The sequence below is a fragment of the Coleofasciculus sp. E1-EBD-02 genome (genome assembly GCF_040218245.1).
In the GTDB taxonomy this organism is placed as follows: Bacteria; Cyanobacteriota; Cyanobacteriia; order Cyanobacteriales; family Coleofasciculaceae; genus Coleofasciculus.
The window spans coordinates 1-18,836 of the sequence record NZ_JAVJQN010000197.1 but is presented as its reverse complement, the minus strand read 5'-3'; the positions used below and the strand labels follow the sequence as shown (position 1 = coordinate 18,836).

Annotated in this window: 12 protein-coding genes and 1 pseudogene; 2 read left to right on the top strand and 11 right to left on the bottom strand. The window is 45.0% G+C overall.

What is annotated here, in order from left to right; all coding sequences use genetic code 11:
- Positions 1–98: 98 nt before the first annotated feature.
- From RIC07_RS30640 to RIC07_RS30620, 5 genes are all read right to left on the bottom strand, one after another.
- Complete coding sequence (locus RIC07_RS30640) at positions 99–677, bottom strand: Uma2 family endonuclease (protein ID WP_446397816.1); 579 nt, start codon at positions 675–677, stop codon at positions 99–101.
- Between the two features lie 13 nt (positions 678–690).
- Positions 691–1,269: a Uma2 family endonuclease gene (locus tag RIC07_RS30635; RefSeq protein WP_446397815.1), complete on the bottom strand. Its 579-nt coding sequence runs from the start codon at positions 1,267–1,269 to the stop codon at positions 691–693.
- Positions 1,270–1,742: 473 nt separating this feature from the next.
- Positions 1,743–3,119 (bottom strand): transposase, encoded by a 1,377-nt coding sequence (locus tag RIC07_RS30630; RefSeq protein ID WP_446397814.1) that lies wholly within the window; start codon positions 3,117–3,119, stop codon positions 1,743–1,745.
- Between the two features lie 356 nt (positions 3,120–3,475).
- Positions 3,476–4,657: a relaxase/mobilization nuclease domain-containing protein gene (locus tag RIC07_RS30625; protein WP_446397813.1), complete on the bottom strand. Its 1,182-nt coding sequence runs from the start codon at positions 4,655–4,657 to the stop codon at positions 3,476–3,478.
- Positions 4,654–4,971, bottom strand: a complete 318-nt coding sequence (locus tag RIC07_RS30620) for a plasmid mobilization protein (protein ID WP_446397812.1) — start codon at positions 4,969–4,971, stop codon at positions 4,654–4,656. Before RIC07_RS30620 ends, RIC07_RS30625 begins: the two co-directional genes overlap by 4 nt.
- Positions 4,972–5,392: 421 nt before the next feature.
- On the opposite strand from RIC07_RS30620, the gene RIC07_RS30615 reads away from it, so the two are divergent.
- Positions 5,393–5,788, top strand: a complete 396-nt coding sequence (locus RIC07_RS30615) for a hypothetical protein (RefSeq protein WP_446397811.1) — start codon at positions 5,393–5,395, stop codon at positions 5,786–5,788.
- A gap of 4 nt (positions 5,789–5,792) precedes the next feature.
- Positions 5,793–6,977 (top strand): hypothetical protein, encoded by a 1,185-nt coding sequence (locus RIC07_RS30610; RefSeq protein WP_446397810.1) that lies wholly within the window; start codon positions 5,793–5,795, stop codon positions 6,975–6,977.
- A 212-nt stretch (positions 6,978–7,189) separates the two neighbouring features.
- On the opposite strand, the gene RIC07_RS30605 is transcribed toward RIC07_RS30610, so the two are convergent.
- From RIC07_RS30605 to RIC07_RS30580, 6 genes and pseudogenes are all read right to left on the bottom strand, one after another.
- Entirely contained in the window at positions 7,190–8,998 is a 1,809-nt protein-coding gene (locus RIC07_RS30605) for a protelomerase family protein (protein WP_446397809.1), read from the bottom strand.
- A 529-nt stretch (positions 8,999–9,527) separates the two neighbouring features.
- Positions 9,528–13,448: a helicase-related protein gene (locus tag RIC07_RS30600; protein WP_446397808.1), complete on the bottom strand. Its 3,921-nt coding sequence runs from the start codon at positions 13,446–13,448 to the stop codon at positions 9,528–9,530.
- Positions 13,448–16,645, bottom strand: coding sequence for a hypothetical protein (locus tag RIC07_RS30595; protein WP_446397807.1), 3,198 nt, complete (start codon positions 16,643–16,645; stop codon positions 13,448–13,450). Before RIC07_RS30595 ends, RIC07_RS30600 begins: the two co-directional genes overlap by 1 nt.
- 514 nt (positions 16,646–17,159) lie before the next feature.
- Entirely contained in the window at positions 17,160–17,735 is a 576-nt protein-coding gene (locus RIC07_RS30590; protein ID WP_446397806.1) for a Uma2 family endonuclease, read from the bottom strand.
- A gap of 114 nt (positions 17,736–17,849) precedes the next feature.
- Positions 17,850–18,554: an ISAs1 family transposase gene (locus RIC07_RS30585; RefSeq protein ID WP_446397805.1), complete on the bottom strand. Its 705-nt coding sequence runs from the start codon at positions 18,552–18,554 to the stop codon at positions 17,850–17,852.
- A pseudogene (locus RIC07_RS30580) lies at positions 18,521–18,836 on the bottom strand (hypothetical protein); the annotation flags it as partial. The pseudogene RIC07_RS30580 and the gene RIC07_RS30585, both read right to left, overlap by 34 nt.

The window sequence follows — 18,836 nt, the reverse complement described above, 5'->3', positions numbered from 1 at the left end:
TTGTCTTTGAGGTTATCGGTCGATAGCAAAATTAAACGGCTAAACCCGCCCCTACAATTAACAAACGTTCCACTAGAAAATTTCTACTTTTTTAGGGTTTAATTCCAAACAAGTTGTAAATCTAAAATAAAACCCGGTAAAACATCTTCTCCCGATAACTGGGTCGGATTTTCAAGTATTTCTACCGTTTGTCCTTGGCGATAAATTTCAACCCGACGAGTTGGTCGATAGAGTAACCAACCCAGTCTGACTTGATTATTCATGTATTCCTGCATTTTAGCTTGGGTTTCTGGTAACGTATCGCTGGGTGACATTAACTCCAAAACAAAATCCGGAGCAATGGGGGGAAACTTTTCTTTCTGTTCCTCTGTCAGCGCATCCCATCGTTCTTGTTGAATCCAAGCCACATCGGGAGAACGGTTTGCTCCATTGGGAAGGTGAAAACAGGTGGAAGAGTCAAAGACTTCTCCCAGGTTTGTTTGTTCATTCCACAAACAAAATCGAGTGGTTAGCTTGGCATTCCGCTTTCCCGTTTCTCCGCCTGTGGGGGACACGATAATCAGTTCTCCTTTCGCATTGCGTTCAAATTTTACATCGGGATTGACTCGGCAAAGATGATAAAATTGCTCTTGATTCAGGTGAACAATTGGGTCGAGGTTAAGCGTAACGGTTGTCATGTTGGATAAGGATTCAATTCCAAACAATTTGTAAATCTAAAATAAAACCCGGTAAAACATCTTCTCCCGATAACTGGGTCGGATTTTCCAGGATTTCTACCGTTTGCCCTTGGCGATAAATTTCAACGCGACGAGTTGGTCGATAGAGTAACCAACCCAGTCTGACTTGATTATTCATGTATTCCTGCATTTTAGCTTGGGTTTCTGGTAACGTATCGCTGGGTGACATTAACTCCAAAACAAAATCCGGAGCAATGGGGGGGAATTTTTCTTTCTGTTCCTCTGTCAGCGCATCCCATCGTTCTTGTTGAATCCAAGCCACATCGGGAGAACGGTTTGCCCCATTGGGCAGGTGAAAACAGGTGGAAGAGTCGAAAACTTCTCCCAATCCAGTTTGTCGATTCCAAATAACGAAATCAGCGATAATTCCAGCATTTCGTTTTCCCGTTTCTCCGCCTGTGGGGGACACGATGATCAGTTCTCCTTTCGCATTACGTTCAAATTTTACATCGGGATTGATTCGGCAAAGATGATAAAATTGCTCTTGATTCAGGTGAAAAATTGGATTGAGGTTAAGCGTAACGGTTGTCATCAGTAGTTAAGATAGAAAGCAATTAATACAGTTAAAGATTATTTTACGCGATCGCTTAATTTCCCTCGCCATCAACGCTCAGGACTGGTGCAGGTTTTACCATTGCACCTCCATCTGTAGGTAACCCTTGATGAACATTAATGTAAACTTAAGGCTGAAACCTTTACTTAATCAGAGATCCCCCCTAGCCCCCATCTAGAGCGCCGGTCCAGTAATCACGATGGGGGTAAAGCATGAGAAAATAGGTTGACACAACAGTTGTGAGTGGTCGGATGGTGTGAAGTTTTACAAAGTATGTTTCATTTAAGTCGAACTTCAAAAACTGAATACATCCATCACTGTGGTATCCACCTGTAGAATTGGCTGCCATGCAGGAGTGATATCATGTCCGGTGAAGCACCGGAAACAAAGGCCACCGGAAACTTTCAGCATCGGGAGTAGGATTATTTAACAGTTGTGCGATCGCGTCGATTTTATTGTTGTGATGGATATTGATTGGTGGTAGTGTTCCCCGGATTGGGTGTCATAAGACTTGTCGGCGTAAACCTCCGCTCAAAGTGGCGAGCCAAAACGTGAAGGTTGTGAACAACGGCGGCACGTCGCCAGTCAAACAGGTTCTTGCGTAAACCGATATAGCGAGCGCGATTGCCTTGCCAACGTCCCAGATGTGCCAAGGAATGTTCAACTGCCGTGCGCTCTCGATTCTTAGCTCGTCCCAAAGAAGTTAATTGACGCCTTCGTAATTCTTCACGTTGACGTACTAGTTTAGCGCTCAGGTAAGCTCGGTCAATGTGCAACTCCACTAACTTCACCTGCTGCGCTCTCAGATCGGCGCTAATAGCATCACTCACCCAGGCTTCTGGAACATTAGCTGGGGTTAAACCCACAGCTCTGACCAAGCCACTGTCTAAATCGGTTAACACATGGCGCTTATAACCATTAAATTTTACCGCTGAACTCTTGCGACCGTGACGCATGGTTGGGTCTTCAATACTAATACGCCTATCCTTAGCTACCCCACGACGCAGCACAGGTGAACCATCAGAATCTACTTCCACATTTTGTGCTTCTATCTGGCGTGCGATGCCAAGAGTTTGATTGACTGTTTGATTCATATCATCTTGGGGAAGTTGAGCTAACCAAGACTCTACAGATTCCAAGGCTTTAAGGACTTGCTCCAAGGCAATTTGGCGTTGTTGTGGATGATCCCAGTTTATATCCAAGGCGGCTTTGAGACTTGAAGCCTGAAGTATGGATACTCCCGCTTCTGATGCTACCACTGCCAGCTCCCGCCCCTGCTGACAGGCTATCACACCCAATGCCTTGCGTAGAGCGTGACCCAACAGATTGTAGGTATCCTCCACTTTCCCGGCTCCCCATAAGGGAGAAGAATCGAGGGCGGCACGTAAATTACGATGCCCAAATCCCTGAGTTTCTCTTGCCAGTTCCACTGTACGTTCAATCAATCGCCGATCTAAGCGTCGCTTTATTAATGCCCCACGCAAGCGCACTAAGGTACCTTTACCAAAAGGCGCTTTTTCACAATCAAGGCAGTCCATTACTAACTGCCAGCGTTTGTCCATCAGTAAGGATTCGATGGCTTCGTCGTCGGAAGCCCCGGTGTAGGCTTGCAGAATCACTACTAAAGCTAACTGGGCTGGTGGGACAGGTGGATGTCCTTTGGGGCTATCGGTGTAAATTTGGGCTAATTCCCTTTGGAATTGTTCGTCAAATAAACGGTGACGTATTTGGCGTAAAAAGATAAATAGTTTGGCGCGACGGATACGGGAAACAATAACTTGTTCAGAGGCAGACAATTCTATCGGCGGATGCCACAGTGGTGGATGCATTGGTTTTCTTCCTGCTTGACTTAAATGAGAATGAGAAATTCTTTATAAAACTTCATCTAATCAGACCTCTGACAACTGTTGTGTCAACCCATTTTCTCATGCTTTACCCCCATCGTGATTACTGGACCGGCGCTCTAGCTGATGGTTTGGCGATGGGCTGCGATCGCACGACAACTCACGGAGCAACTCAAGTAGGAGTAGATCTCAGACAGGTTCACGGGTTACTTTTTTATATAGTCAGCCCTCCCATGGACGTTACCCCTAGCTTATGGTTAGGGCGATAACCAATAAGTCTACCTTACGTCCACGGGTTACTTTTTTATATAGTCAGCCCTCCCATGGACGTTACCCCCAGCTTATAATTCAGGCTCTGTTTGTGTTTGTGCCTGAGTGTTTGATTGTTGTTGGGACTGTACCGCGTCTACCGCTCTATTCACAACATCTTTTGTCAGGACTAATCGCTGCTTATAGTCGGGGTACTTTTGAATGTCTGGCGATTGAGCTACTATGATTGCAGCCTCCTCTGGTTTATAGCCATCTGAGAGCAGCTTTCGAGCAATCGAGCGATCGCGCTCAGGGAACTCTAAGGAATCACCATTATCATCGCTTATTAAACGAAGATAATTCCGATACGGCTGGGCTAACCGCTGCTTTGGCTTGTGATCTGAGTTCTTTGGCTGTTGCTCCAATTCCAGTTCTTCTAGTGTTGGCGTTTGGTCTGAGGACTGGTCGTTTACCTGCTGCTCAAGCTCATCCGCCTGGAATTTCCTTTCCATCGCCGATTTTGCGTAACGCTTCCCTAGTTGATAGCCAGCTATCCAGATACCATCCTTTTCAAACTTCCAGCCGTGCGGCGTAAACTCTTTCTGGATGTCTGCGTTGGCTAAGACTTCCTCCAACTCCTCGAAAGAGGTAGCCACTTCAACCGCCTGGTCTAAGGTGTTTTGGACTTGAGAAAAAACAGTGGGTTCCGGTGGCTCGGTGCGTGTACCGTCCTGAAAGTCTTCCCATTCCTTTTCCTGGCGGTGGAATTGTCCTGATGTGTCGCGGTGTCTCGCGACTTCCCATGATGAAGCTGTAGGAGTTAGATTGTACTTAGACTCTAGCTTTCTAAGAGATTCCTGAAGTCTGTACTTAGAAAAGTCCGTGTTGGCGCGATCGCCGTTTTCATCAATCAGATTACCGACGATATGAACATGGGGGCGAGGTTTGCCAGATGGGAATTCCTCATCAGTATGGAGTACCGCGATCGCTTGCTGATCGTCCCATCCCATGGAGGTGAGCAGGTCTTCGGTTAGGTCTTCCCAATCCTCTATCGTCAGCTCGTCTGATTCAGCCGGAGATATCGATAGATGAAAGCAGGGCTTGTCTGTGCGATAGTTGAGTTCTGCGGTATCCCGCATCGAAAGTGCGATCGCTTTGTGACATGGTTGTTCGTTAAACGCAACATTATCGTAAACAAGGGACACACCTTGCCGATCAAGTACATAGCGTAAGGTATCGCCAAAAGATTGAGACAGATTAATCTGACCAATCATCGTTTGTTAGCCACCTCCTGACAAGCTTGTACCTGTTCAGATAAATCGTTAACCGTCTTCCTAACCGCTTCACTATGAGGGTTCCGGTTGAATCGCCGGATTAATTTTGAAGCAGCTTTCAAAACTTTCCTGACCCGCTGCTTAATCTCAACCTCGCTTAGAGTGTTTCTAGGAGAAGGAAGTCGGCGATTCAGTCCACAGCGTCGCAGATACTCAGATAAAGATAGAGAGGATTGTTTAGCTTTATGTAGTAGAGCTTCCTTCTCTTCTATAGATAATCTAAACTTAATACATTCAGTCCTACGTTCAGACATAACTCTCTTGTTCAAATCCAAAACCACTATCTTACGTTACACAATCAGCCGCGAGCGCTTCATCTAGAAAAAGGCAGAAAATGTGTGAACAACGAGACAGCTTGATTAGTGAAATATAGGGAGACAAAAATGAAAAATCAATCACTAATGCTCCCTATGAGTTGACTAATAAGGGACTAAAATTGACCAATTTTCAGGAAGAAATCGGGGGAGTTTGGGGTGTGAGCAGAAGTCCGGTCAATAGTAATCACCATTTAGTCAACTCCTGTCTACTATAGGTCAACTTGATTTCCGGTCAACTTTTGTACACCTCTAGTCCTTTTGATAGATAGAGGAATTATCCAAAAGGCTAAGTAATCCAATGGGGGCTTCCGCTACACTGACCGAAAGCCGTTCTGGAGGTAGGGAAAGTCACTCAATAATGACCAAATCGTATAAATGGCTAAAACTAAAAATCAAGGCAGATCCAGATAGTCTTTTAGGGCAAGTCATCTCCCAACTCCAGCAAGACCCCAGAGGAAGCCGGGAAGTGGTGACTGATTTATTGCTGATGCATTTTCTAGCCAAAGTGTCTTCGGCTAATGGGAATGAAGACAAACAGATGTTTGATGTAGCTGTTCAATATGCCGAACGATGTTCAGCCGAAGCGAGAACAGCTATGCGTCTTTTGGGTATCAGTCCCACGATGACAATGATGACAGCCAATTCTTGCCGTCAAGGTAATGGTGGTGGTAGTGATGTGACCTATCTTGAAGAGGAAAAGGAAGAGGAAGGTATCCGCCTGAATCATTCGTCTGAAAAATTATTTGGAGGTTAGTTCAATGCCAAAGAAAACAAAAATTGTGTTAGCCGCCGATCCAGGCTCAAGCGTTTCAAAGTTCATTTACAAGATTGAAGGAGAACCTCCAATCGCTCTAGCTATGTCTCCAGAGGTGGCTATGGGTGTCTCAGTTGAGAGTGTTGAGGCGATGAAAAAATTATCTATAGGAGAGGGTAGTCCAACAACAGATGCTTGGTTGCAAATTCCTAGTGATTCAGCAGAAGCCGTTATCGTTGGGCATCTGGCACGAACCCAATATCAGGGAGATGCTCGGCTGGATCTTCTTAAGTATGAAGTAATCATCCCAAAATTTCTAGCAGCGATTGGTGTAATCGTTCAGCGGCATAATTTAGGCGGAAGACTCTCTGTTTCTTTTTCCTGTTTGCTTCCCTTTGGGGAGTACGCTAACAAGAATGACCTCAAATCTCAGTTATCAGAAGCCTTGTCAAATTTTAATTTTCGGGGTCAGCAGTTGAAAGTCAAGTTAGATGACTTCATCTGCTTTCCCGAAGGAGGTGGGCTGGTAACGTACCAAATGGGGAAGATAAGGGATTTTGAATCCTCCCTAATTCCCGTCGTTATGCTGGGACATCGCAATAGCTCTTTGCTCTTGTTCGACAAGGGGCAGATTAATTTAAAGGGATCGGTAACGACCGAAAACGGCTTTATTAATCTGATGAAGCTAGTCTGCACTTTCACCAGCGGGAAGTCGCCATCCAATGAGCTGGCTGAAGCGATTTATCAAGCAGGAGATTCCCCCCAGTTGGAAAATATAGCTCACCTCATTCGATCTCAAGGAGAGGATAATGCCCGTAAAGAGGGCGAGTCAATCATCAAAGCCATTGATACAGCCAGAGCTGAACATTGGCGATCGCTAAAAAACTGGTTGGACAAGATTTTACCGTCTACTTATTCTCAATGTCTTTTAGTTGGTGGAGTGGCGCAGTATTTCAGGAAAGAGCTAGAGGAATATTTTGATGGTAAGGCGCAATACTCCGACCGGATGATTAGCCAAATCAAGGAAGTTTTTCCTGATTTAGACCAAGGTTTAGTCTCTCGATTCTTGGATGTGTTTGCACTTTATGCAGACATCGACCATGAGTTTGAACCCCCGGTTCCCAAACTTGAGAGAGAGCAAAAGCAGGAGCAAGATAGGCTTATCGAACATTTTGCCGTCCGTAATTAGACCTAATTTTTCGGTTAAGCCGCACAATATTTGGTAAAAATGCTAAGACTTATATCGTCTTCCTTTCTTACTCAGGCTGCATAGGAAGGGTTTAGCGTCTGTGGTGCGATCAAAGTATCGATTCTTTGATTTGGTATTGTTACAAGGGGGTGTACAATGTACACCCCCTTCGGTTTGGGGGAGCGATCGCATTCGTGAACTCCCTGACCGGATCAAGATTCCAACTGGATAACCTCTTCAATTTTCGGGGCGAATCTGCCCTTGGAGTTATGTGTGGGAGTAAGTTGATGTTGGGAATGGTGTTGGTTAAGGTCAGCTTCTCGTTGCTGCAAGACCCGCTCAATCAAGACTTGATTGCGCTTGGTAATCTTCTTCAACGGTGAGACGCCGATGAACCATTTATCTGGTTGAGGGCGATTCGGGTCATTATTGAAGTCTATAATGGCGTCGATCGCCCTATTTACATAAGCCTCGGAAGCCTCGGAACTCCGTTGTTTGGGTTCTCTTTGAGCAGATGAGGGGAAAGCAGGTGCTTCTTCGGGTTGGGGTTTGGAAGTTTTAGCCGCTGGTGCTGGTTGTTCGAGGTGATCGGTGAGTCGATTGAGAGCGGCTGTAAGTTGAGTGATAGGATCAACAGGGACAGTTTCAGTCGTTTCCTCTGACCGGCTTTTTTGGTCGGGTTCTATTTTTGGAGAGGACTGGTGTTCTTGGAGGCGTTGAGAAAATGTCGCCTCAAGGTTCTCCAAGTCAAGGGGTTCGTCGATGTCAATGTTCAATTTTTGAGCCAATCGAAGCGTAATATCTGCTAGCTTGAGCACAATCGAGAGAGTGTCCTTTTGGCTAGGGGTAGCGAGAGCTTCGGAGAATGAGGCGAGACGAGTGCGATCGCGTTGATAAATTCTCACCTGAGAAATCTTATCGTTTTTGGGTACTCTTATAGGTTTAACTTTATCCTGAAATTGGTCTAGGACTTTAACTCCAGGTTCTCTTAGCTTCACGCCCTGGCGTTTGCCATTGTATTGGGCAACCACGTTATCCGCCATTTGATAATCTAAGTAATGCATGGCGGCATCGCTTCGCCCTTTCTGGGGTTTGTGTCCGTTGATGGCTTTGACGAACACAAAGTCTTTAACTTTTGCAGGGCAGTAGTAGAAGGTAGCCAGAGTGTCATACACTGTCCGGAGTCGCTGAGTGTTAACCTGCTTTTCGCCATTGAGTCTTTGGAGAGTCGGCACTAAGTCTTTAAAGTGCATGATCACATGGTCGCGCACCCCATTCTTATAAGATTGAATTTCATTGTCATTCAGGTCACTGGCATCGAAGATTTCCCGGAGTATGGAGTAACCTTCTAGAACCTTCGATGCTTCAATCAGAGTGGGCATTTCGTAGGTTCGTTTTTCTCCCCTGGTCTTGGCTTGTCCTTGAGCCATGATGACCGTAAATTTACTCTTTGGCTCTAGGACAGCATCTCGTAAAGCTTCCACGGGTCGCAATCCTGCCAGCAGGCACAAGGAAGCTCCCAAATCTCGGTAATTGCAGAAATCTCCCTTACGATGAGAGGTTATGGCTAATTCGAGTAGTTCTCGTCCCTTGTCAATAATGGCTTGTGGATTATCGATGTAGGCGACATTACTATGCTTATACTCCAGGGCTTCGCCATGGAGGGCATTGTTTTTATCCTTAATTTCCTGGGGGGTGTCCACCAATAGCAGAGCGATATGTACAGGCTCATGCTTGGTGGGATGTGAAATGCTGTTGGCTTGATTGAGTCGCCCCGATTCGGGTGAGAAGTGAATCTTGATAGCTTTGTGGAGGCGGCTAAAACAGTTTTTGAGGCTGGATTCTCCAACCTGTTGGAGGAACTGTTGAGTCAGGCGAGATCGTAATTGGAGAAGTTGATCTTCATTAGAGCGGGTCAGCCCTTCCATAGAGTGTAACGCCTCATCGATAAGTTGTGCCTCCCATTGGGCGGGTTGTCTGCCTTTGCCCCAAAGGTTTTGGTCTAACCAGTAAAAAGTCATAGATTTGTACCCCTTGCTTACCTGTACTCATTATCTCGTACTTATACTTGTAAGTCAAGGGGTATAGGTATAAGAAAGCGCGAAGGGGTAGAGGATGAAAATGGGGGTGTACATTGTACACCCCTGGGTGTCTTGGGAGATGGTGAGGTTGAGGAAAGATGGAAGAGGCGATCGCGGCTAATTCACCTTTGAGCAACGATCACACCATATATCTTAGGATGTGTTTAATTGCTGTGTTCCACTAATGTCTTAAGTTTCAATAGTTCGCGCTCCACTTCCTTTATTTGGTCTAACAATTGCTGTTCCCGACTGGGGGGAGTGGGTTCAACAGGTTCTTCTAGAGAGAACGTTGCCAATACTGGACGATGGTCGCTGGTGGTTTGATCGTCTGGGCAATAGGCATCTGACGGGTCACCATAGAGGATGACAGAAGAGGGCGCTTGGCAGATACCTTGTGTAGATTTTAGCCCTCTATAAGAACGGAAGTAAAAACCTTTCCATTGGTGAGAGGCTTGAATTAAAGTGGAATTTATAAGTTGTTATTGGTTTCATCCTCAAGCAGGATGGTGTTGAGAAGATTCAATTCACTAGATGCCATAAAATAGCGATCGTCAAAAACTGTTTCTAATTGTGCAAATACCCGCTGCCCTGCCACAGCCACCCAAGGAAATGACCGATACTGTGCTATTACAGGCATCACTAAACCTTGAGGCGTTAAAGAACGTCCTAGTGCATTCTTCCAAATTTCCGGGTCTTCTAATACCTGTTCGCGAATAGTCTCCTCTAACTGTTCAATCCAAAAATGAGGATAGTCCAGTGGTAGGCTGATTACAATATTTTCTGTTTTCAACGCCTGAAGTGTTGAGTATTCAAGTATTCTTTCCTCTCGTTCGCGAATCAGTAACTTATGCAATTCATTCGCCGGACGTTTGAGTTTTGGTGGAAACTTGGTTCCTTTATAAATTTGTGGTAGCAATCCTAAAAGATGACTGCTATTTTCCTGAATATTAGCCCGCCATCCCTCAAAGCTGAATCGTTCCTCGGTTTGGCGATCGCTCCAGTCTTCCATCCAAAACGGACCCATACAAGTTAGGCTCTTTGGAATCACTAGCGCTTCGTTGTCCAGTGATGGTAACAACCGACTTGAAGGACGAGAAACCGTCTTGACTATCGCTTCCAAGGTTTGATAGTCTACATAGGATTTAGCCTTGCTATCCGGTGATAAACCTTTTAATTGGAAATGAGCAAAAATTTTCCTTGTTAGCTGCACTGCCTTGCTGACAATCCCTTTAACCTCTTGATAGTCAGGATCACAAATCAAGACTCTAGCCTCGTGCAAGAAACTTCGGACATCCTCCGACATCAAGCTCAGCAATTCTTCGTCCCCAATCGAGCCAACTGGGACAAAGGCAATTCGCTGTCGCCTGAGTCCAGCATCCCCTTTGATGCGGGTGTGAATTGTCGAACGCAGCATCACGAGCAACGTCAATAAATCGCTTGCCCGACGCAACCAGACTCGGTGACGGTCAATGTCTTCTTCTACTACAAGAAAATCGTTGATGAGCATGACTAACCGCCTAGCTTGATCATCTCCAGAAACTTTTGTTTCCGTTTCCGGATGTGTATACATCCCTCGACCCCGATAAATGAGTTGTGCGACTTCCATCAAAGCGGCTTCAATATTGAAGCGGGGAATCGCCGCAATAATCCAATCGGTTTTGGGGAAAGAGACTCCTCTCGCTCCGGAAGAGGTCATCAAAAAGACTCGGATTTGATCGCGCTGTGGTTCCTGTACCAGTTGCAATCGCTGATGGGGTGGTACACTTTGATCTAAGACCGCTACCTGTTCACTCTCGCATATAGCATCAGCTCCAATTGTCAACTTTTCCCGTAGCTGACGGAGGAATGCTTTATCTTGGGCAAAGAAAATGAGCTGTTCTGCTCCCTGTTTTAAACCTCGCTGGATTTCCTGGTAAGCATTTATTAACAAATCGTCTTCTAGTTGCTCTCGAATTGCTTGTCGGATGCTCTGCTTTGTGCCGTCACTGGTTAGCCTTGGTGTGATGGGTGAAAGGCGAATACTATAATCAATGTTCAATTCGGAAGCTGGGTAGCTATTCGTCATGATATGCAGAATTGGGTGTTTTTTAGAGCCTACTTTTGTGTAAGTACCCGTCATCCGAAACGGTGCTTCACCCTGACTGTGACTAATTAGCACTTTATCAGGAGCGCGATCACCTGAATGGAGAAAGCTATTCAGCACAATTTCATTGCTCAACGAGGCATCGGCAACAATGAGAACAATTTTGAACGGTGATTGAGTTCCCTCAAAGGGTTCAATGAATTGCTGGTGTAGCCAATCGGCTAACTTATGCACAAAGGGCGCTCCTGCACCATCGCCAGCCAGTTCATCAACCATAGCAATGATGGTGGGAATTCGCGCTGCAAACTGCTGACGCTCGTTTTTTCCTGGCTTTGTATCGGCTTTCTTGCTAAACAAATGCGAGAGAGCATCCACGGTGGTTGTTCCATTGAGGCAACGATACCCTTGAATCGCCGCCGTCATTACCATACGATTCACCGACGGGTTGGCTTCGACCAGTCGTCGGGCAGCGCTGGCTAGGGTGCGTAATACGCCAGGACGGTGGGATAATTCTACGCTGTCTTCCCGTTCGGAGCGAGAGCGCTTAAATCGGTTAGAGGCGATTATATGGCAATCAATTTCGTGTTCCTGTTTGGGGGTAAGGAAGAGGGTACTGCAATGGGGATGATTGAGTTTGTCCATTCCATCCACAACCACCGCACTGTCAATTTTAGGCGCTCCTGGTTTCTTGACCTGTTGCTCGTACCATTTAGGAGCTGAGGCGATTAAATTGTAATTACTGGTTAGGGTTAATATACCTGTAGGATCACTGTTTTCTCTGGCTAGTTTGGCAGTAACATCCCGGTTAATCACAACTCGCGGACTGAGGTAAAGAAACATGAAGCCTTGAGACTGTTGCTTGAGAAAGTCCATAACCGCCGTAGTTTTACCAATCCCAGGATTTCCTTCTAAGGCAATGACATTAAGCCTTCCTGTTTTGGCGCAATTTAGACCCGCAACGACCCCAGCAGCGTGTACTTGGCGTAACGGAATTTGTTCATTCTGCTGACTCTGCTGATTGAGGGCAACTGCAAACTGGGATTGAGGATTTCCACCAAAAAACTCCCTTAGTTCTTCTGTTTCCTCAACGGCGGCGATTACATCCTTCCGTGAAATCTCCTGCATTGGGCTATAAAATCCCTCTACGTTTTCCTGAAACAGGAAGTGAAGATGTTCGCCTAAGTCGGGAAGTTGAGTAATTTGCTTCGCTTGCTGCTTGAAAGTAGTGGGTAGCGATCTCAACAGCTTATTGAACACCAGACGAATTTCTTGCTGGAGTTCATCAGGGGCATCATCACTGAGTTTGCGAACATTGCGATACGCCTCACCCAATGATTTCATCAACCTGGCTCTGGGGTCAGCTTCTGGTTCCGTTCCTTTGAAATGAGCGGCAAGGCTTTCAAAGCCATTAGATGTTACCGCGATCGCTCTAGCTCTACAAGCTCCCTTTAACCGTCCACACACACGCAAGAGGTGAATTAGACGTTCGGTATAGGATGATGCCTGACAGAGTTTAAACAAGGGTTTATCCGAACCGCTAAATGCGGATAGGTGACTCGCCAGATTAGAGGAGAGCGAAAACTTCTCGCCGTCTACCTCAGCACAAATCCTGGAAAAGACCCCGCGTGCATCAATATAGCGAGCATAGCGACCAATTTCCTCTCGGTGAGGCATTTCAGTGCTAAAGTCTACCAGTTTGGTGGGTGCGTTATAGGAGAATTCTAGACAAAGGATGAAGTTATCAAATTTCTGGCGTTTCTGTAGTTTTTGGCTATGAGATCTCCCATATTTATGTCTGAGATTCCTTTGAGTCTTCTCATTGCTCGATAACCATAACAGAAAATCTGCTCTACCAGGTTGTCCCTGTTGCAGTAATGCCCTATCTGGTTGTCCTGATAGGTTGAAAGCCGCTTGAAATGCCTGAGCCGTTTGTTCTGTTTCTTCGTCGTATTGTCTCTGCTGTCCTAGAAGCGTCAGTGGACACCAAATTGCTTCCAGCTTAGTTTTACGGACAGGGCTGTTTTTAAGGTACTCCCGCATTGTCGTCCAGCCTAAACCATAGCCCAGTACCAGTAGATGACGCACCATCGTCTTTGCCCATTCTTGGGCATTCGTATCTGTCAGCTTGAGTGTTCTAACCAGTTCGCTGTAAATATTTGCATTCTTGATTGCTTGCCAGGGTTGGAGAACCGAATGATCATTGGGAAGCAATCCTTGATGAATCAGCTTTTGCAGAACCCCACGTTTGACGGCAATTTCAAACACCTGACCCCAAATGGATGCCTGCTCTAGAAACGATAACTGCATTACTTCCTCCGGTGTAGGACTTGAGAAACATGGCTGAGTAAGGCGGGATAGCTGAGTAATACCCGTCCTTTTCGACGAGTGTGCAAAACTTCCACTTCTCCAGCAGCTTCAGTGGTAGTCGGTGATATCCAACTAAATGGGTCTAGTACCGGAATAAGTTGTCCCTTTTGAACCCCTCGTTCGGCTTCGATAAAATGCAATCCTCGCAGAACAGCAATCAAGCAGGGATGAATGCTAGACTGCTGTTCTGGATTAACTAGGTGTTGACGAGCGCGTTCAGTCCAGTCGATATTGCTAACCCGCTGGTCAGATACTAGGAAATAAACACAGAAACCCGACTGCGGGCGCTGCTCTTCTTGAATGGCAAAAAGTGTCGCAAATGTATAGACAGGAATGACATCGCGCACGCGAACTTTTTCAACAGACTGCAAGAAATTCGTATGGTCTCCAGCACGTAAAATTTCAAATGCAGCTTCATTGCGATCGCGCTTACGCAATCTCGTAGCGGGAAATACATCCCGCACCATTGTGTAAATCGTTAAGTCGGGAAATCCTTGAAAGACTTCTTCTAGAAAGTCTTTATGGTTTAAGCGAGAATTATAATCGGCTGCCCGATTAATCCGACGACCGCCATAGGCATGAGACAATAAAATAATATGTTCACACCCTTTAGCTTTTAGATAACCAATCTCCTCCTGCACCAGTCTTTGTTTTTTCAACCGTTCTGGAGAATCAACCACATCTGACTGCATCCGCTCGGCTTTCAGTTCGTAACCTGAAAAGGGTTGACTAACGGCTGTAGCAATGTAACTTTGAGTGACAAAAAGATAGCCCTTTTCGTCGTCTCTCAGAGAGTTTATTTCATCGCAGGGACGGATTGCATAAGAAATTAAACCCATCTTGGGTACTTTTGGAGGAGTTGGTGTACTGATGGCAAGTGGAAACGCACTTAATAAGGCGTTAAAAATGCCAGATTTAATGTATCTTGAATCTGACCTAGTAAGATTTTTCAGGACAACCCCCTGCATTCGGATGGGAGTGTTTTCAGCCAGTATCGCTTCAAGGGCTTGGGCTGCTGCATAAACATAAGAATCACCGCTTCTTTCATCACTTTCTTTGCCTATTTCTTGTAACCGCAGCATCAAGGTTGTAAACTCAACTGGCTCCGAATTATTAGGTTGTTTTAATCGTTGGATAATACGCCATAAGCAGCAGTAAACTAGCACTACGAATGCAGCAACTGCTGCTGCATGATACTGTTTACTTTCCTCAGATTCTTTTGAGTCTGGTCGCCGCTTCAATGTTTGAACATCATATTCAACTTGAATTGCAGCGGGGAGTACCCATCCTTTTGCTGTAAGAGCGTCCTGAGCAGGTTTGTAAGTCCACTGTTCCTCTTTTTCCTTCTGAAAATAAAACGGAACCCAAATAATTTGAAGAACTTTCTGCAATAATAACCGTTGTGCCTGAATTGAATGGGGATTTCCTTTTGTTGCCAAATTGTATTCAGAAAGTTCAGTGTTAACCTTGACTGAGAATAGAAGTCCTGGCGTTTCTGGTTGATCGCAAATCTCAATATGTTTGAACCATTCCACCTGTTCACGGGAACGTTGTTGGGGTCCTACGAGTAAATCTCGAACACCAGCTTCCGCCCCTTCTAATCGCGACCACTGGATGATACTTCGCTTCACACAGATGAATTCTTGGGAAGAATGACGCTGAACTTTGGAAATTATCTTTTTGCTTTTTGTGCGGAGTATGGAAATCAAAGCCCTTGCAATTGATTCCATTGACTTTGCCCGTTCTCGTAAATCCTGTAAAATCTTTTCCACAGCCTCTTTCCCTTGCGATTGGAGTAAGGAAAGAAGTTGATTCACTGAATTTGGTAGAGTCTCTTGAGATAGCGATACTTTGTTATTTCGAGGTACAACAATTGCTAAGAATATCAGCTCAGCTAAACGGCGACGAATTGTTCCAGGTTGTAGTGGTGAGGTCTTCTCATTTGTGAGCAAATCTTCTTTAATTTTTTCAAGTCTGGCTTCAAATGCGGGTTTGCCAAATTCAGGATTTTCTCCGTTGATTCGGAATCGATAGCTAACCTCCCGAACAACGCCATAACTGGTCGCTGTTTGATTCGTATCTTTTTCCTCAAAGATTTGACTTTTCCACTCAGCCCAAACTGGAAGACAGGAATAGAAAGTTGCTTGGCTTAGGTAATCTAGCAAGTCAAATTCAGCAGCAATGCCAAAATGAGCTGTTAAATCAACGTTGTAACCCATTTCTTTGGCAGATTCAAATAGAGTGAGGACTCGACTAACGTATTCTGCTAAGAGTTGGTGTCCTGTTTGATTAACTGTTTGGGCATTTTCTGCAATTGCCTCCATAATCCGGCAGGTGATGGTTAGTCGAATTCGAGCTAATGCTTCATCATCTAAAAAATTCAAAAAACGAGTGATTTGGCTATCCTCTCTTTCCTGTTCCGCTGCTAGACTATCAAGAGCTGATTCAATGTCATCTTCATCCCGATCACTCTGTTCCAAATGCTTACTGACTGCCTTGCACATTTGCTCAAAGTAATCATTGGCATCAACTCGTTCAAGCGCTGAGATTACTTTGGCTACAGTCGTGGAAGAATTCTCAGCTTTAGCCTCTGTTGATTGGAATGCTAGAGGTACAAGTTTAGCTATGTTGACTTGATTGTTAAAAACAGTAGGTACTTGTTTTGCTAATTGCTTGAACTGCTCAACAGGCTGTTCTAACAGCAGTATCGATAATGAAGTTTCTTGAGGTAAAGCGGTATCAATTGCTTGGTCTATAGCAGTGATTAATCGGTCTAGGGCAGTCGGCAATCTCGCTGCGTTGCCTTCAGTCAAGCAGCCACCAATACGAGACCGAGTTCCGTATGCTGGCATTGGCAAGTTCTGAATAAACTTATCGCCTTCAGTTGGATTGAAAGCTTTTTGGAAGTTTTTCTCTGAAAACAGTCTGCGAAGAACTGCTGAAGTACATAGTTTCAGGCGTTTTTTGTCAGCATCGAAAATAAATGCCTGCCTGTATTTGTGGTTTTGCTGGTCACCATTTCCCGTATGGTCGTTTGGGGAAATAGCTTTAGCGAGTAGATCTACGAGCGTAGCGAGGTCAATAGAAGGCTTGGGCGAGCGTACCTGAATATCGGCACCACTTTCCTGAGAATGCATATTGGTTTTGTCCTTTGTATCAGTCTTGTGACTGCTTCACCTGCTCAATCTGAACAGATGGAATCCATCTCTCTAGATAACTCAAAGATACCCAATCTGTCAAGCCAATTAACTTTCACGCTTGTCACTGTTCTCTCAAACTGCTTTTGCCTGTAGGGATAGCGGTAAGTGAGTCACAGGACTTATGCAATTGTCACAAGCGATTACTACGGCAGTTTAAAAACAGAAATGGTTCTTTGAATTCTGCGATTTGAACCTGCCTGAATCGTTGCGCTCTCTCTTTTCTTATACCTATGCTCTTGCTTTCTTGAAGAGAAGTATAAAATGAGTTGAGCCAGAATTGGAGAGTAAAAAGTGCGATCGCCAATCAATAATATTTTTTTGAGAGTCATAGGAAAATCTATACTTAATCATCATGGAACCCTTACACAGTCTAGATTTCAGTATTTGATCATGACTCAGTTCACCCCTTTTGATTGATAAGTCAGGAGAGATTTTGAGTCAGGCATGACAACTAAGCACATCCGGCTTGAAGTAGCTGTTGTGCGGTTAGGTTCAGCTCCTGTATTACAGAGGACTGAATTAGGTCTTCCCCACGAAAAACACCCAACTCCCGATAGATTCCGTCTGTAAGTTCCAAAACAGTAACGGTAGCTTGAGCTGGGTCAATCAACCAGTATTCGGGGATGCCCCGGTCTTGATACTGTTTTCGTTTATCGATGTAGTCCCTCTCTCTATTGCTTAGTCCAGGGCTAACCGCTTCAATGACCACTAGAGGCGGTTGCATTGAGAGCCTGATTGTGTTACGTGGTCGTAACTGTTGGATATGCTCTTCTCGAATAACGGTAAGGTCAGGGTAGCGATTTTTAGGTTCTCCCCTAACTTCAAGCTCTAATCCCCATCGAACTCTTCGATGTCCCATAAGTAGAACTAACTGGAAATGAAGAAAACTGAGGATGGAGATATTCTCACCTGATTCTGGGGGCAATTCAATCAACTCTCCATTTAATAGTTCATAACGTTTGTCTGTCCCATCGTCATAGGACAAGTATTCTTCAAAGCTGGAAAATCTAGGTTTGGCTTGAACCATAGTATGAATTCCTTAAAAACTATATCATCTAGTAGTCCTGTCACTTCCTGCTGGTTTCTCCTCGATTATCGTCTTGATGTACTTCCCTGACTAAAGTTTAGCAGCAGGGCTGTTTCATTCGCTATTTGGGGCAAGTCCCCAAAGCCTGCCATAGAGCCAGGTCTGGGCGTTTGTAATTGAGCAAAAACCCAAAATTCTGAAAAGATTGATGGCGATGGTCAGGAGGATGGATAGGTTCGTGACAGCTTGGAAGTGGCAGATAGGGGATTTATCCTCTTTAAAAATGGCATCCTTTACCCAATGGAGTTGGTTCTCAATTAGCCAATGACCTCTGATTTTGGCGGCAAAAGTTTGAGCATTCGATTGACGACTGCTCAAATAATAGACGGTTTGATCGATAGGTTTATATTTTCGCGTCCCGATGCGTGTAACTTGAATAAAGCGTTGACTGTTGAGCCAAGCCGATTTGATGTTTTCAGGGAGCGAAAAAACAGAAACAGTTCTCTGAATATTACGACCCCGGCTCTTATCGTATTCAATATATTGACTGAGAGGTGGGGTGGTTATCGCCAAGTCATGTAAAGTTTTACGGAGAGTTTTCTGATTGTTTTTGACAGTGATTAAATAATCATTATTGCTGTTGATAAGGTTTTGGACAGTGGCTTTTTGGCAGTGGATAGCATCGAGAGTGACAACCTGATTTTCAGAGTTGAGATTGCGGATAATGTCTTGATCAGCCTGTGTTTCAGGCTTGGTGATTTGTTGGCGGCTGTCCATCGCCAGGACTAATCCATTATGTTGGCAGTCCGCTTGAAACAATGGAGACTTGCGTTTCTTTTATAGAGGGAGTAATATCGCAAAGTAGAGCGTAAAGCTTTGCCATCAATGGTCAGGCAATCACCGGGGGAGTGGGTGAGAGTTAATTGAGCTGCCCATTGATTAAATGCGTTAATAAGTTGCTGCCAGTCTAACCCCATCAGCACTCTTCTAAATGTGGAATAAGAAGGTCGAGATGGATGACGAATGCCACAGGAACGACCCAATTGATAGGAATGATGAAGAAATCGACGAAAACTAGATGGGCTAAAGATTTGGACGTTC